The following is a 13,970-nucleotide window of genomic DNA, read 5'->3' as shown; positions in this document are numbered from 1 at the left end:
GTTCTCGCCCATGGTCAGCGTGAAGCCGTCCGGCGCCTTGAAGGTCTGGCCATACATGGCGGCGCGCACCTTGTCGGTATCGGTGGTGCCGGCCTTCTTCACTGCCTGCGCCCACATGTGGATGCCAACGTAGGTGGCTTCCATCGGGTCGTTGGTCACGCGCTTCTCCGCGCCCGGCAGGTTGTTGGCCTTGACCCACGCAGCCCATTGCTTCTTGAAGGCATCGTTCTCGGGGTTCTTGACCGACATGAAGTAGTTCCACGCGGCCAGGTGGCCCACCAGCGGCTTGGTATCGATGCCGCGCAACTCTTCCTCGCCGACCGAGAACGCCACCACCGGCACGTCCTTGGCCTTCAGGCCGGCGTTGCCCAGTTCCTTGTAGAASGGCACGTTGGAGTCGCCGTTGAYGGTGGAGATCACCGCGGTCTTGCCGCCCTGCGAGAACTTCTTGATGTTGGCGACGATGGTCTGGTAGTCGCTGTGGCCGAACGGCGTGTAGACTTCTTCGATATCCTTGTCCGCCACGCCCTTGCTCTTGAGGAAGGCGCGCAGGATCTTGTTGGTGGTGCGCGGGTAGACGTAGTCGGTGCCCAGCAGGAAGAAGCGCTTGGCGCCGCCGCCTTCCTTGCTCATCAGGTATTCCACCGCGGGGATGGCCTGCTGGTTGGGTGCCGCGCCGGTATAGAAGACGTTCTTGGACATCTCCTCGCCTTCATACTGCACCGGGTAGAACAGCAACGARTTCAGTTCCTCGTAGACCGGCAGCACCGACTTGCGCGATACSGAMGTCCAGCAGCCGAACGTGACGGCGACCTTGTCCTTGGTGATCAGCTGGCGGGCCTTCTCGGCGAACAGCGGCCAGTTGGAGGCCGGGTCCACCACCACCGGTTCGAGCTTGCGGCCGAGGACCCCGCCGCTCTTGTTGATCTCGTCGATGGTCATCAGCGCCACGTCCTTGAGGGACGTTTCGGAAATGGCCATGGTGCCGGACAGCGAATGCAGGATGCCGATCTTGATCGGCTCCTTGGACTGCGCCATTGCCAGCGGGCTGACGCCAGCGGTTGCGAAAAGCGCCGCGGCGGCTACCGCCGACAGCTTCAGCATGTCACGTCGTTTCATTACAGCTCCCAGATTGTCGTGTTTGATAAGGAACAACGCACCCCGGGAATGCTTCTGCAACTAGCGTGCCATGGCGTGAAGCGCGTGCCCGGGCCCTCCAGCACGGGCCCGGGCGCCTCCGGCGACAACGGCCGGCCCTTGCGCACCACGACAGTGCGCCGCCCGCGCGCACCAAGCATGTGCGGCGCGCAAAGCCCACTTCAGATTGGGGCACACCTGCACACCGGCACCGGCGGCGCTGGTGCGCGGCGGCACCATACTGCAGCGCGCCGGTCGCCTGCCTTCGCGCGCGACATGCTGCGCCGTGACTTGCCCGAATCCGGAAACGGCTCTATGGTTCCCCATCGCTGCGGCGGCACATAGAAAAAGCAGCAACCGGAGACAGCCAATTTGAAAGCCGCACGGCAGCAGCTGGACGGCACCGGCGCCCGCACGGGCGTGCCCGGCGCCGACCGTATCGTGGTCAGCGGGGCGGGCTTGGCCGGCACGGTCGTCGGCACGTGGCGCGACAACACCTGTCCCGGCCGTGGCAGCGACATCCCCTTTCATCCCTGCAGTTTTTCCTTTGCACCGAAGCGGGACCGGTCCGCGGCGTACCGCTGGCAGCCAGCCACGCCGCGCCGGCGGGATTTCACGCTGCGCAAGGCGGCTGAGGCCGCGGCCCGCTAGCCACCCTGCCCGCCCACGCCGTCGGGTCACGACCCGCGACAGGAGAATGCCAATGAGAGCGCCTGCAAGACAAAGCGGTCATGGCCACTGTCGCCGCGCCGGCGATCAGGCGCGCTGCGCGGAGACCGGCGGCGGCCACCTGGCCATGCCGGAGCAGCCCGGACGGCTGCGCGATCTGATCGTGCGGCACCTGGATTGAACGCGCCGCGCCCCGCTTCCCACCCGATTCCCACCCGCCTCTTCCCTGCCACCCACCGCGCATACCCATGAACCTTCCCTCGTCCTACCAGCCGCGTCGCGCCTGGGCCATGGCTTCGATGCTGACCTGGCTCGCGCTGATCAACTTCCTCGACAAGATCGTACTGGGCATGGTCGCCGTGCCGATGATGGCGGACCTGAAGCTGTCGCCCGCGGAATTCGGACTGGTCGCCAGCAGCTTCTTCTGGCTGTTCGCGCTGTCCACCGTGCTGGTGGGCTTTCTCTCCAACCGCGTTGCCACGCGCTGGCTGCTGCTGGCGATGGGCGTGGCATGGGCGGTACTGCAGGTGCCCGTGGTGCTGGCCGGCTCGGCCATGACCATCCTGGTGTGCCGCATGCTGCTGGGCGCGGCGGAGGGTCCGGCCTTCCCGATCTCCGTGCATGCGCTCTACAAATGGTTTCCCGACCACAAGCGCAACCTGCCCGTGGCGGTGGTGAACCAGGGCGCCACGGTGGGCCTGCTGGTGGCGGGCCTGGCGATTCCGCTGGTGTCGCTGCAGTGGGGCTGGCGCGCCAACTTCATCGTCCTCGGCGCGATCGGCGCGGCGTGGAGCGTGATGTGGCTCTGCGTGGGCCGCGAAGGCTCGCTGACCCAGCCCGCGGCGCAACATGCGGGCGGCGGCGCGCCCGCCGCGCGGCTGCCCTACCGGCGCATCTTCCGTGACCCGACCGTGCTGTCGTGCATGGCGCTGAACTTCTGCGCCTACTGGGCACTCGCGCTCGCGCTGACATGGCTGCCGGCGTGGATGGAGAAGGGACTCGGCTTCAACCCGGTGGCCACGGGCCGCTGGTACGCGGTGATCGTGGTGGCGGCCATGCCGACCACGCTGGTGCTGAGCTGGCTGTCGCAGCGCATGCTGCGCAATGGCGCCTCTTCGCGGCTGGCGCGCGGCGTCCTGATTTCAGTCCCGGCCATGGCGGGCGGCGTGATGTACCTGGTGATCGAATCGGTGACGCTGTCGCCGGTGCCGATGGTCCTGCTGCTGGCGGTGGCGGGCGCGCTGCCGCCGGTGGCCTATGCACTCTCGCCCGCCATGCTGGCCCAGGTCGTGCCCGAAGCGCAGCGCGGCAGCGTGCTGTCGATCCATACCGCGGTGATTTCGCTGGCGGGCATCGTGGCGCCGGCGGTGATGGGGCAGCTGGTGCAGCGCCACGGCATGAACGGCGGCTTCGACGTGGGCTTCACCATCAACGCCCTGCTCCTGCTCGTCAGCGGTGCGATGGGCTTGCTGTGGCTGAATCCGGAGCGCTCGGCAAAGGCGCTGGCAAGGGCCACGCAGGAGATGATGCCGGCGCGGTCGCCGGCCTGAGGCAGGCACGCGGCCGGGGCGGGCTCGCCGCCGCGGCCGCGTCGCGAGGACTACGAATAGCGGCGGCTGATCGATTCCGCCACGCACACGGGCCGGTCGCTGCCTTCGCGCTCGACCGTGACCTCCCAGTTCGACTGTGCGCCGACCAGGCCGGGCGCGTTGGGCAGCGGCTCCAGGCGCTCCACCGACAGCAGTTTCACGCGCGCGCGCAGGCGGCTGCCGACCGGCACCGGCGCGGTGAAGCGCACGCGGTTCAGCCCGTAGTTCACGCCCATCTTTACGCCGGGCATGTCCAGCGCGTTATGCATGAAGGCCGGCAGCAGCGACAGCGTCAGGAAGCCGTGCGCCACCGGTCCGCCGAACGGCGATTCGCGGCGGGCGCGCTCCACGTCGATATGGATCCATTGATGATCGCCGGTGGCTTCGGCGAACTGGTTGACCTGTTGCTGGGTGATCTCGATCCAGTCGCTGGTGGCCACTTCCTGGCCCTGCAGGCTTTCCAGTTCTTCGAGCGAAGCGATGGTACGCATGATGTCTCCTCGTTGTTGTGGTGGTGAGCGGCGGCCGCGATCGGCGTCGGTGCGGCCAGATGATGCCTTGATGTCCGCGGGCTGGCAACGGCCTCTCAGACCGGGCGGCGGCCGTACATGCCCATGCCCTTGACCGTGCAGACCAGCTCGCCGCGCTGGTTGGTGGCTTCCCATTGCGTGTGCACCACGCCGCGGTCCGGCCTGGAGGCCGATGCGCGCGCGTCGAGCACCACCAGCGACACGCTCAGCGTATCGCCGGCATAGACCGGCTTGAGCCAGCGGATCTCGTCCACGCCGGGCGAGCCCATGCTGGCCGCACCGGTGGTCATGCTGTCCACCAGCAGCCGCATCATGATCGAGCAGGTCATCCAGCCGCTCGAGATCAGGCCCTTGTAGATGCTGTCCTGCGCCGCTTCCTTGTCGATATGGAAGGGCTGGGGATCATACTGGCGCGCGAAGGCGAGGATCTCCTCCTCGGTCACCAGGTGGGAGCCGAGGTCGCACTTGCTGCCGACGGCGAAGTCTTCGAAATACAGGGTGGGCATGGATCGTTCCGTCTACGGCCACTGCAGAATGAAAAAACCGCGCCTGGACTACGGCGCGGTTCTTGTCTTCGACCTGGATCAGGCAGTTTCCAGGAAGCCGGGCTGGGTCGCGAAGCGGCCCAGATGGTGATCGACATCGCCGAAGGTGGTGTTGATCAGCGTCAGGCGCTTGAACATGTGCGCGGCCGGCAATTCGTCGGTCACGCCCATGCCACCGTGGATCTGCACCGCTTCCTGGCCGACCGAGCGTGCGGCCTGGCCGACGCGCGCCTTGGCCGCGGAAGCCAGGCGACGGCGCTCTTCGGGGCTGGCCTCGTCGAACTTGGCGGCGGCCAGCAGCGTGATCGAGCGCGACTGCTCGGCATGGATGAACATCTCCACCATGCGATGCTGCAGCGCCTGGAAGCGCGCGATGGGCTGGCCGAATTGCTGGCGGGTCTTGGCGTATTCCAGCGTGGCGGCGTTGAGCGTGTCGATCACGCCGACGGCTTCCGCGCACAGCAGCACGGCGGCGTAGTCGGCCACCTGCTCGATCACGTCCCAGGCGGCACCGGCAGTGCCCAGCAGCTCGCCCTGCGCATCCTTGAAGGTGATATCGGCTGCGCGCAGGTTGTCGATGGTGCGGTAGTCGGTGATGCTGACGCCGGCGGCCTTGGGATCGACCAGGAACAGCGAGATGCCGCCGGTGTCGGCATCGGCACCGGAGGTGCGGGCCGAGACGATCAGGCGGCCGGCCTGCGCGCCGTGGATGACCACGGACTTGCGGCCGTTGAGCTTGCCGTCCTTCGCGGTGACGCGCACGTCGTTGAGCGCGTAGCGGGCGTGCGGCTCGTTGAATGCCACGGCCAGCTTCAGCTCGCCACCGGCGACCTGCTCCAGCAGCGCATCCTGGCCGCCGGCCAGCTTGAGCGCGTAGGCGCCGACCACGGTGGCGAAGTACGGCTCCACCACCAGGCCGCGGCCCAGTTCCTGCTGCACCACCATCATGTCGACCGCCGTACCCGAGAAGCCGCCCTGCGCTTCGGGCACCGGCAGCGCGGTCAGGCCGAGCTCGACCAGCGCGCCCCAGGCTGCATCGCCATGGCCGCTGGCGGTCTTGATGCCCTTCTTGYGGGTCTCGAAGTCGTAGCTCTTGTCGATGAAGCGGTGGATGGCATCGGCCAGTTGCTTCTGTTCGTCGCTGAGATTGAAGTTCATATCGCGTGTCTCCTCACAGCCCCAGGATCATCTGGCTGATGATGTTCTTCTGAATTTCGTTGGACCCGCCGTAGATGGAGGTCTTGCGATAGTTGAAGTAGTAGGCGGCCAGCGGCGCGGCATCGTCGTAGCCGGTGACGGCATGTTCGTGCTCGCACTCCAGGTAGGCCGTGTCGAACGGCTGCGCGTAGGGGCCGACGGCCTCCACCATCAGCTCGGTCAGCATCTGCTGGATCTCGGTGCCCTTGATCTTGAGCATCGAGGCCTCGGGGCCGGGGCCCTTGCCGGCGCTCTCGCTCGATACCACGCGCAGCACGGTCAGTTCCAGCGCCATCAGTTCGATTTCCAGCGCGGCGACCTTGGCGCCGAACAGCGGGTCTTCGAGCAGCGGGCGGCCGTTCTTCTGCTGCTGCTTGGCGACGCGCTTGAGGAAGCCCAGCTCGCGCTTGGAGTTGCCCACGCGGGCGATGCCGGTGCGCTCGTGGCCGAGCAGGTACTTGGCATAGGTCCAGCCGCGGTTCTCTTCGCCCACGCGGTTCTCCACCGGCACCTGGACGTTGTCGAAGAACACTTCGTTCACTTCATGCTCTTCGTCGAGCATGATGATCGGGCGCACGGTGATGCCCGGGGTCTTCATGTCGATCAGCAGGAAGGAGATGCCTTCCTGCTTCTTGGCTTCGGGATCGGTGCGGACCAGGCAGAAGATCATGTCGGCGTGCTGGCCGAGCGTGGTCCAGGTCTTCTGGCCGTTGACGATGTAGTGCTTGCCGTCCGAGGTCAGCTCGGCGCGGGTCTTCACCGACGCCAGGTCGGAGCCCGAACCCGGCTCGGAGTAGCCCTGGCACCACCAGTCGGTGCAGTCCAGGATGCGCGGGAGGAAGTACTGCTTCTGCTCCTCGCTGCCGTACTTCATGATCACCGGCGCGACCATGGCCACGCCGAAGGGCAGCACGCCGGGCGCGCCGACGCGGGCATTTTCCTCGTCCCAGATATGGCGCTGGGTGGCGTTCCAGCCGGTGCCTCCGTACTGCACGGGCCAGTGCGGCGCGGACCAGCCGCGGCCTGCCAGCAGCTTGTGCCAGCGCACCAGGTCGTCGCGGTTCGGGCGACGATGGTTGAGAATCTTGCTGCTGATGTCGGCCGGCAGAGTGGCCTCCAGCCAGCCGCGCACTTCCGCGCGGAAGGCATCGTCGGCCGCCGAGTAGTTGAGATCCATGCCCGTCTCCAGTGATGCCGGTGTGAGACCGGCATATTGTTCTAGCTAGCGCGTCATGCGCCGGCAAGACACTGCCGCGGGCACAGGACGCTATTCAGTGAGCCGTCTGCTTGAGCGCATCCGGCACCACGAGCTGGAAGGTATCGATGCCCTCTTCGGCAAGCGCCTGCACTTCGTCCGGGGACGCCGTGCCGCGGATGCCGCGTTCCGGTGTCTCGTCGTAATGCATGCGCCTGGCCTCTTCGGCAAAGCGTTCGCCCACATCCTCCGTCTGCGCCAGTACCTGCCTGACCGCCTTCATGTAAAGCGACTGCAGGGTCACGGCAGCCGCGGCCGGGGCTTTCGCCTCGGCCGGCCTGCCCGCCGGTGCCGCGGTCGCGCCTGACAGGTTCAGGCGCGGCGCGCTGGGCAACCGGGTGATGGCATGGTCCGCGCAGATGGGGCATTGGACGAGTTTCTGCAGAATCTGCGCTTGCGCATCGTCCTCCGAAGCAAACCAGCCCTCGAAACGATGGTCTTGCGCACAACGCAGGTCGAGCACCTTCATGATGTTTCCAGCCCGTCGAAAGCTATAGTATCCGCGAAACGGAATTTTGTGAACGGTCGTGCTAATTTTTTTGCGACCTTGCGCCGCCGGCTTGGCACAACCGCTTGGTACGGCGCCAGAACCGGGGGCATGGTCGCAATGGCACGGCTAAGGAATGGGATTCTACGCGCATGCCCGGCAGCTTGCCGGGCATGGCCTGGAGGGATCGCCGCCGGGGCTCAGCGCAAGCCGGGCAGCGCTTGCTCGCCGGGCTGCCAGGCCCCGGAGATCACTTTCTCCAGCCAGAAGGCGCCGATGATGGTTTTGACGTCGGTGATGCGTCCGCGGCGCACCCAGTCGATCACCTGCCCGGCCGGCGCGATGAAGGTCTCGAGGAATTCGCCCTCGTCGAGCTCGGCGGCGCCCGCGCTCAGGTCGCGCGCGAGGAAGATGTCGATGAACTCGGTGGAATACGAGATGACGGGGTGGATGCGCGTGAGGTAGTCCCAGCGCCGGGCGCTGTAGCCGGTTTCCTCCCGCAGCTCGCGCTCGCCGCAGCGCTGCGCGCCTTCCTGGGCATCGAGCTTGCCGGCGGGAAACTCAAGCATCACCTCGCCGACCGGATAGCGGAACTGCCGCTCCAGCAGCACGCTGCCGTCGTCGAACAGCGGGATCATCATCACCGCGCCCGGATGCAGCACGTACTCGCGCCCGGCATGCTTGCCGTCGGGCAGCCTGACGATGTCCTGCTTGAGCGTGAGGAATTTGCCCTGGTGCAGCGTGGCGGACGCCACGCAGGTTTCCTTCAGGGCCAGATCGCCGCCGGCGGCGAGATCGTCGTTGTCGGTGTCCGCGAGGGCCGCGGCCGTGTCCATCTTGTGGCTCATGAAAGCTCCGGGTCCGGATGCGGCCGGCCGGGCGTCTTCACTGCCCGGGCCTCAGGCCGCGCGATGTTTGACGAGGTATTGCCAGGTGAAGCCGGGGAAGGCGAACACCAGCATCATGCAGGCAGTGATGGCGTAGAACTGCCAGCCCTGCGGGAATGCGTTGCCGAGCCCCGCCTCCACCGCAAAGCCGGCCAGGCCGGCGCCCACGTACCAGGTGATCAACTCGGCCAGCCTGATCCACAGCGGCTTCCGGGCGAAGCGCAGCGGCACCAGGACGAACAGGCGCTGGTTGACGAACGGCAGGTTGGCACAGACGAGTGCCAGCAAGATGACAAACCAGCCTGCCGCGGACGAACTCATATGCCTGTGCCGCCTTTGCTTCAGGACGCCAGCGAGGCGCGGATAGCCTGGTAGCACAGGTTCATCAGCGCCGACGGGAACACGCCCAGGGCGATGATGACCGCGCCGTTCAGGCTCAGCATCGAGCGCAGGCCGAAGGTCGATTCGAGCTTGCGATCGTCTGCCGGCGCATCGAAGTACATCAGCTTGACCACGCGCAGGTAGTAGAACGCGCCGATCAGCGAGAACAGCACCGCCACCACGGCCAGCCAGGTCATGCCGCTCTTGACGACCGCTTCCAGCACGGCCAGCTTGGCGTAGAAGCCCATGGTCGGCGGGATGCCGGCCAGCGAGAACATCATCACCAGCATCAGCAGCGCGTACCAGGGGTTCTTGCGCGACAGGCCCTTGAGGTCGTCCAGGGTCTCGGCTTCGAAGTCCTTGCCGGCGCGCAGCAGCACGATGCCGAAGGTGCCCAGCGTGGTCAGCACGTAGGTCACGGCGTAGAACATCGACGCGCCATAGGCGCCGGCGGCACCGTCGGCACGCCCGTCAGCCACGCCGGACAGCATGCCCAGCAGCAGGAAACCCATGTGCGAGATGGTGGAGTACGCCAGCATCCGCTTCAGGTTGGTCTGCACGATGGCGGTCAGGTTGCCGATGGCCAGCGAGGCCACGGCCAGCACGGCCAGCATCAGCTGCCAGTCCACCGCCAGCGGCAGCAGGCCTTCGACCAGCAGGCGCAGCGCCATGGCGAACGCGGCCAGCTTCGGCGCACCCGCGATCAGCAGCGTCACCGCGGTCGGCGAGCCCTGGTAGATGTCCGGGATCCACATGTGGAACGGCGCGGCGCCCATCTTGAACGCAATGCCGGCCACCAGGAAGACCACGCCGAACGCCAGCATGGTGGTATTCACGCGGCCCGACTCCACCACGCGGAACACTTCGCCCAGGTTCAGCGAACCGGTGGCGCCATACAGCATGGACATGCCATACAGCAGGAAGCCCGAAGCCAGCGCGCCCAGCACGAAATACTTGATGGCGGATTCCGATGTCACGCGGTTGTCGCGGCGCAGGGCCACCAGCGCATACGACGCCAGCGACAGCAGTTCCAGGCCCAGGTACAGGGTCAGGAAGTTGTTGCCGGTGATCATGACGATCTGGCCGCCGAGCGTGAACAGCGCGAGCATGTAGAACTCGCCGCTGAACATCTCGCGGTCGGCCAGGTAGCTGCGGGTATAGACCAGCGTGATGAACAGCGCGGCCGAGCAAAAGGCCGACAGCACGTTGGCCATCGGGTCCACCACCACCAGGTTGGCGAAGGCGTAGTTGGTTTCGCCGGCGGCTGCGTTGAGGCCGAACCATACGGTCAGCACGAGCGTGATCAGCAGCGACAGCGGATAGGCCAGGCTCGTGCGCTTGCTGCCGCGGGCCAGGTCGATCCAGTTGACCGCGGCGATCGCGATCGCCAGGAAGATGATTGGCGCCACAGGTGCCATTGTCGAGGACGGTTGCATGTTTGTTTCTCTCCCCGATTACAGCTTCGACTGCGCCACGTGCGACAGCAGGTTCACCACGGAAGCGTGCATCACATCGGTGAAGGGTTTCGGATACAGGCCCATGTACAGGGTCATGATCGCCAGCAGGCCGAGCATGAAGAACTCGCGCTTGTTCAGGTCGATCAACTCGGCCACGTGCTTGTGCACCACGTCGCCGAAGATCACGCGCTTGACCATCCACAGCGAATAGGCGGCGCCCAGGATCAGCGCGGTGGCAGCCAGCAGGCCGATCCAGAAGTTGAACTTGACCGCACCCAGGATCACCATGAACTCGCCGACGAAACCCGAGGTGGCCGGCAGGCCGCAGTTGGCCATGGCGAAGAACACCGACAGCGCGGCGAACTTCGGCATGGTGTTCACCACGCCGCCGTAGTCGGCGATCTGGCGCGAATGCACGCGGTCATACAGCACGCCGATGCAAAGGAACATGGCGCCCGAGATAAAGCCGTGCGAGATCATCTGGATAATGCCGCCCTCGATGCCGATCTCGTTGAAGATGAAGAAACCGAGCGTGACGAAACCCATGTGGGCGATCGACGAATACGCCACCAGCTTCTTCATGTCCGCCTGCACCAGCGCGACCAGGCCGATGTAGATCACCGCGATCAGCGAAATGGTGATGATGAAGGCTGCCATGCTATGGCTGGCGTCGGGTGCGATCGGCAGCGAGAACCGCAGGAAGCCGTAGGCACCCAGCTTCAGCATGATGRCCGCCAGCACCACCGAGCCGCCGGTCGGCGCTTCCACGTGAGCGTCGGGCAGCCAGGTGTGGACCGGCCACATCGGCACCTTGACCGCGAAAGCCAGGAAGAAGGCGATGAACAGGCCGATCTGCTCGTTCATGGACAGCTTGGCCTGGTGCCATTCGAGGATATCGAAGGTACCGGTCTTGCTGTACAGGTACAGCAGCGCAACCAGCGTCAGCAGCGAGCCGAGCAGCGTGTAGAGGAAGAACTTGAAGGCCGCGTACACGCGGTTCGGGCCGCCCCACACGCCGATGATGATGTACATCGGGATCAGGGTGGCTTCGAAGAACACGTAGAACAGCATGCCGTTGAGCGCGCTGAACACACCGATCATCAGGCCCGACAGGATCAGGAACGAGGCCATGTACTCGGCCACGCGCTCGGTGATCACTTCCCAGGCGGAGATCACCACGATCACCGTGATGAAGGCGGTCAGCACCACGAACCACATCGAGATGCCGTCGACACCCAGGTGGTAGTTGATGTTGAAGCGCTCGATCCATTCCGCCTTCTCGACGAACTGCATGGCAGCCGTGGAACGGTCGAAGTGCAAGACCAGGGGCAGCGTGACGATGAAGCTGGCGACCGAGCCGAACAGCGCCGCCCAGCGCACGTAGCAGCGACTGCGATCGGACCCGGAGGCAAGGACTAGCAAGCCAAAGAAGATCGGCAGCCAGATAGCGAAAGACAGAACCATTTTCTTGTTTTCCTTACTTGGCGCCCACCGTGGCGAACGAGGTGCCGAACACCGTCAGCGACAGCAACACCAGCATGCCCAGGATCATGGCGAATGCGTAGTGGTAGATGTAACCGGACTGCAGGTAGCGGCTCACCGAAGCAAACCAGCCCACCACGCGCGCCGCGCCGTTGACCACCAGGCCGTCGATCAGGCCCTGGTCGCCGCCCTTCCAGAGGCCGGTGCCCAGCAGGCGGGCACCGCGTGCGAACACGGCTTCGTTGATGGCGTCCATGTAGTACTTGTTGTCGAGCAGCGTGTACAGGCCCGAGCAACGTTGCTTGATGGCAGCCGGGATATCCGGGCGCTTCATGTAGAAGAACCACGACAGCACCACGCCCGCGATGGCCAGCCACAGCACCGGCGTGGTCAGCGAATGCACGCCCATCGCCACCCAGCCGTGGAAGGCTTCGGCCAGCTCTTCCATCGCATGATGGTTCTCGCCGACGTAGATCACGTTCTTGAAGGCCACGCCGTTCTTGAAGAAGTCGCCGAACAGCATCGGGCCGATGGCGATCGCACCGATCACCACCGAGGGGATGGCCAGCATCACCAGCGGCAGGGTCAYCACCCACGGCGACTCGTGCGGCTTTTCGCCGGGCGCCAGGCCATGGTGATGGTCGGCCGAGACTTCCTCGTCTTCGTGGTCGCCATGGTGGTTGTGCTGATCGTGGTTCTCCTTGCCGAAGCGCTCTTCGCCGTGGAACACCAGGAAGTACATGCGGAAGGAATAGAACGCCGTGACGAACACACCGGCCAGCACCGCGAAGTAGGCAAAGCCCGAGCCCGCGATATGGGATTCGGCCACGGCCTCGATGATCGAGTCCTTGGAGTAGAAGCCCGCGAAGAACGGCGTGCCGATCAGCGCCAGCGAACCGACCAGCGAGGTGATCCAGGTGATCGGCATGTACTTGCGCAGGCCGCCCATGTTGCGGATGTCCTGGTCATGGTGCATGCCGATGATGACCGAGCCGGCCGCGAGGAACAGCAGCGCCTTGAAGAAGGCGTGCGTCATCAGGTGGAACACCGCCACCGAGTAGGCCGACGCGCCCAGCGCGACGGTCATGTAGCCAAGCTGCGACAGCGTGGAGTAAGCCACCACGCGCTTGATGTCGTTCTGGATGATGCCCAGGAAGCCCATGAACAGCGCCGTGATCGCACCGATCACCAGCACGAAGGACAGCGCGGTGTCGGACAGCTCGAACAGCGGCGACATGCGCGCGACCATGAAGATGCCGGCCGTCAYCATGGTGGCGGCGTGGATCAGCGCGGAGATCGGGGTCGGGCCTTCCATCGAGTCGGGCAGCCACACGTGCAGCGGGAACTGGGCCGACTTGCCCATGGCACCGATGAACAGGCAGATGCAGGCGACCGTGATCATCAGCCAGTCGGTACCCGGGAAGATCACCGTGGCGAGCTGCTCGCGCGCGCCGAACACGTCCGTGTAGTTCATGCTGCCGCTGTAGGCCAGCAGCAGACCGATGCCGAGGATGAAGCCGAAGTCGCCGACGCGGTTGACCAGGAACGCCTTCAGGTTGGCGAAGATCGCGGTCGGGCGGGTGTACCAGAAGCCGATCAGCAGGTAGGACACCAGGCCCACCGCTTCCCAGCCGAAGAACAGCTGCAGGAAGTTGTTGCTCATGACCAGCATGAGCATCGAGAAGGTGAACAGCGAGATGTAGGCGAAGAAGCGGTTGTAGCCGGGGTCTTCCGCCATGTAGCCGACGGTGTAGATGTGCACCATCAGCGAGACGAAGGTCACCACCACCATCATCATCGCGGTGAGCGAGTCGACCAGGAAGCCCACTTCCATCTTGAGGCTGCCGATCGTCATCCACTCGTACACGGTGGCGTTGAAGCTCGCGCCGTTCAGCACGTCCATCAGCACGATGATCGACAGCAGGCAGGAGATCGCCACGCCGAGGATCGTCACGGTGTGGGCCAGCGAGCGGCCGGCGCGCGTCTCCGAGGAGAACGTGCTGAAGAACTTGGTGCCGAACAGGCCGGCGATGGCTGCACCGGCTAGCGGTGCGAGCGGGATCGCCAGTAGCAGGTTGGGGTCGAGCGTGGTTGCCATAGGACGCTTAGTGGTGTGCGGTCGGAGAACGGTCTTGGTTCATAACGTAGCGATGCGGATCAGCCCTTGAGGGTGTCCATGTCGTCCACGTTGATCGTGTCCAGGTTGCGGAACAGCACGACCAGGATTGCCAGACCGATTGCCGACTCGGCCGCGGCCACCGTGAGGATGAAGAAAACGAAAACCTGACCAGCCAGGTCGCCCAGGTAGTGCGAGAAGGCGACGAAGTTCATATTGACCGCAAGCAGCATCAGCT

At 65.3% G+C, this 13,970-nt stretch carries 15 protein-coding genes; 3 read left to right on the top strand and 12 right to left on the bottom strand.

Features of this window, described 5'->3' with window-relative positions; all coding sequences use genetic code 11:
- A partial coding sequence (urtA, locus tag AC1DK4_RS38995; RefSeq protein ID WP_477132198.1) for an urea ABC transporter substrate-binding protein occupies window positions 1–1,119 on the bottom strand: 1,119 nt, incomplete at its 3' end.
- 390 nt (window positions 1,120–1,509) lie between these two features.
- Between urtA and AC1DK4_RS38990 the strand changes: the two genes are divergently transcribed.
- From AC1DK4_RS38990 to AC1DK4_RS38980, 3 genes are all read left to right on the top strand, one after another.
- Window positions 1,510–1,788: a hypothetical protein gene (locus tag AC1DK4_RS38990; RefSeq protein WP_441612302.1), complete on the top strand. Its 279-nt coding sequence runs from the start codon at window positions 1,510–1,512 to the stop codon at window positions 1,786–1,788.
- Window positions 1,789–1,840: 52 nt separating this feature from the next.
- Complete coding sequence (locus AC1DK4_RS38985) at window positions 1,841–1,987, top strand: hypothetical protein (protein WP_441612303.1); 147 nt, start codon at window positions 1,841–1,843, stop codon at window positions 1,985–1,987.
- Window positions 1,988–2,054: 67 nt separating this feature from the next.
- On the top strand, window positions 2,055–3,356 hold the full coding sequence (locus AC1DK4_RS38980) for an MFS transporter (protein ID WP_441612304.1): 1,302 nt from the start codon (window positions 2,055–2,057) through the stop codon (window positions 3,354–3,356).
- Window positions 3,357–3,406: 50 nt separating this feature from the next.
- Here AC1DK4_RS38980 and AC1DK4_RS38975 read toward each other — a convergent pair whose 3' ends face one another.
- From AC1DK4_RS38975 to nuoK, 11 genes are all read right to left on the bottom strand, one after another.
- A complete protein-coding gene (locus AC1DK4_RS38975) occupies window positions 3,407–3,886 on the bottom strand; it encodes a MaoC family dehydratase (RefSeq protein ID WP_441612305.1) in 480 nt (159 codons plus the stop codon).
- A gap of 95 nt (window positions 3,887–3,981) precedes the next feature.
- Entirely contained in the window at window positions 3,982–4,431 is a 450-nt protein-coding gene (locus AC1DK4_RS38970; RefSeq protein WP_441649928.1) for a MaoC family dehydratase, read from the bottom strand.
- Between the two features lie 78 nt (window positions 4,432–4,509).
- The gene (locus AC1DK4_RS38965; protein WP_477132197.1) at window positions 4,510–5,628 is read right to left on the bottom strand and encodes an acyl-CoA dehydrogenase family protein; all 1,119 of its coding nucleotides are present in this window, start codon (window positions 5,626–5,628) and stop codon (window positions 4,510–4,512) included.
- A gap of 13 nt (window positions 5,629–5,641) precedes the next feature.
- The gene (locus AC1DK4_RS38960; RefSeq protein ID WP_441612308.1) at window positions 5,642–6,844 is read right to left on the bottom strand and encodes an acyl-CoA dehydrogenase family protein; all 1,203 of its coding nucleotides are present in this window, start codon (window positions 6,842–6,844) and stop codon (window positions 5,642–5,644) included.
- Window positions 6,845–6,938: 94 nt separating this feature from the next.
- The gene (locus AC1DK4_RS38955; protein ID WP_441612309.1) at window positions 6,939–7,391 is read right to left on the bottom strand and encodes a DUF1178 family protein; all 453 of its coding nucleotides are present in this window, start codon (window positions 7,389–7,391) and stop codon (window positions 6,939–6,941) included.
- Window positions 7,392–7,609: 218 nt separating this feature from the next.
- Window positions 7,610–8,257, bottom strand: a complete 648-nt coding sequence (locus AC1DK4_RS38950; protein WP_441612310.1) for an NUDIX domain-containing protein — start codon at window positions 8,255–8,257, stop codon at window positions 7,610–7,612.
- 51 nt (window positions 8,258–8,308) lie between these two features.
- Window positions 8,309–8,617, bottom strand: a complete 309-nt coding sequence (locus tag AC1DK4_RS38945) for a DUF2818 family protein (protein WP_441612312.1) — start codon at window positions 8,615–8,617, stop codon at window positions 8,309–8,311.
- Between the two features lie 20 nt (window positions 8,618–8,637).
- The gene (gene nuoN / locus AC1DK4_RS38940) at window positions 8,638–10,113 is read right to left on the bottom strand and encodes an NADH-quinone oxidoreductase subunit NuoN (protein ID WP_441612313.1); all 1,476 of its coding nucleotides are present in this window, start codon (window positions 10,111–10,113) and stop codon (window positions 8,638–8,640) included.
- Between the two features lie 18 nt (window positions 10,114–10,131).
- Window positions 10,132–11,598 carry an NADH-quinone oxidoreductase subunit M gene (locus AC1DK4_RS38935; RefSeq protein ID WP_477132196.1) on the bottom strand — a complete coding sequence of 489 codons (1,467 nt, stop codon included), beginning with the start codon at window positions 11,596–11,598 and terminating at the stop codon, window positions 10,132–10,134.
- A 13-nt stretch (window positions 11,599–11,611) separates the two neighbouring features.
- The gene (gene nuoL / locus AC1DK4_RS38930; protein WP_477132195.1) at window positions 11,612–13,714 is read right to left on the bottom strand and encodes an NADH-quinone oxidoreductase subunit L; all 2,103 of its coding nucleotides are present in this window, start codon (window positions 13,712–13,714) and stop codon (window positions 11,612–11,614) included.
- Window positions 13,715–13,773: 59 nt separating this feature from the next.
- Window positions 13,774–13,970, bottom strand: a 197-nt coding sequence (gene nuoK, locus AC1DK4_RS38925) for an NADH-quinone oxidoreductase subunit NuoK (protein WP_477132194.1), incomplete at its 5' end; no start/stop codon positions are given.

It is taken from the genome of Cupriavidus sp. 05N38, assembly GCF_056397345.1.
The sequence above is the reverse complement of the archived record's forward strand: the minus strand, read 5'-3'. Positions and strand labels throughout refer to the sequence as shown.

Excerpts from the sequence above, each read along its gene's own strand:
- nuoN (WP_441612313.1), bottom strand. The coding sequence starts at position 10,113 with ATGCAACCGTCCTCGACAATGGCACCTGTGGCGCCAATCATCTTCCTG.
- AC1DK4_RS38980 (WP_441612304.1), top strand. The coding sequence starts at position 2,055 with ATGAACCTTCCCTCGTCCTACCAGCCGCGTCGCGCCTGGGCCATGGCT.
- AC1DK4_RS38945 (WP_441612312.1), bottom strand. The coding sequence starts at position 8,617 with ATGAGTTCGTCCGCGGCAGGCTGGTTTGTCATCTTGCTGGCACTCGTC.
- AC1DK4_RS38985 (WP_441612303.1), top strand. The coding sequence starts at position 1,841 with ATGAGAGCGCCTGCAAGACAAAGCGGTCATGGCCACTGTCGCCGCGCC.
- AC1DK4_RS38950 (WP_441612310.1), bottom strand. The coding sequence starts at position 8,257 with ATGAGCCACAAGATGGACACGGCCGCGGCCCTCGCGGACACCGACAAC.
- AC1DK4_RS38970 (WP_441649928.1), bottom strand. The coding sequence starts at position 4,431 with ATGCCCACCCTGTATTTCGAAGACTTCGCCGTCGGCAGCAAGTGCGAC.
- AC1DK4_RS38955 (WP_441612309.1), bottom strand. The coding sequence starts at position 7,391 with ATGAAGGTGCTCGACCTGCGTTGTGCGCAAGACCATCGTTTCGAGGGC.
- AC1DK4_RS38975 (WP_441612305.1), bottom strand. The coding sequence starts at position 3,886 with ATGCGTACCATCGCTTCGCTCGAAGAACTGGAAAGCCTGCAGGGCCAG.
- AC1DK4_RS38960 (WP_441612308.1), bottom strand. The coding sequence starts at position 6,844 with ATGGATCTCAACTACTCGGCGGCCGACGATGCCTTCCGCGCGGAAGTG.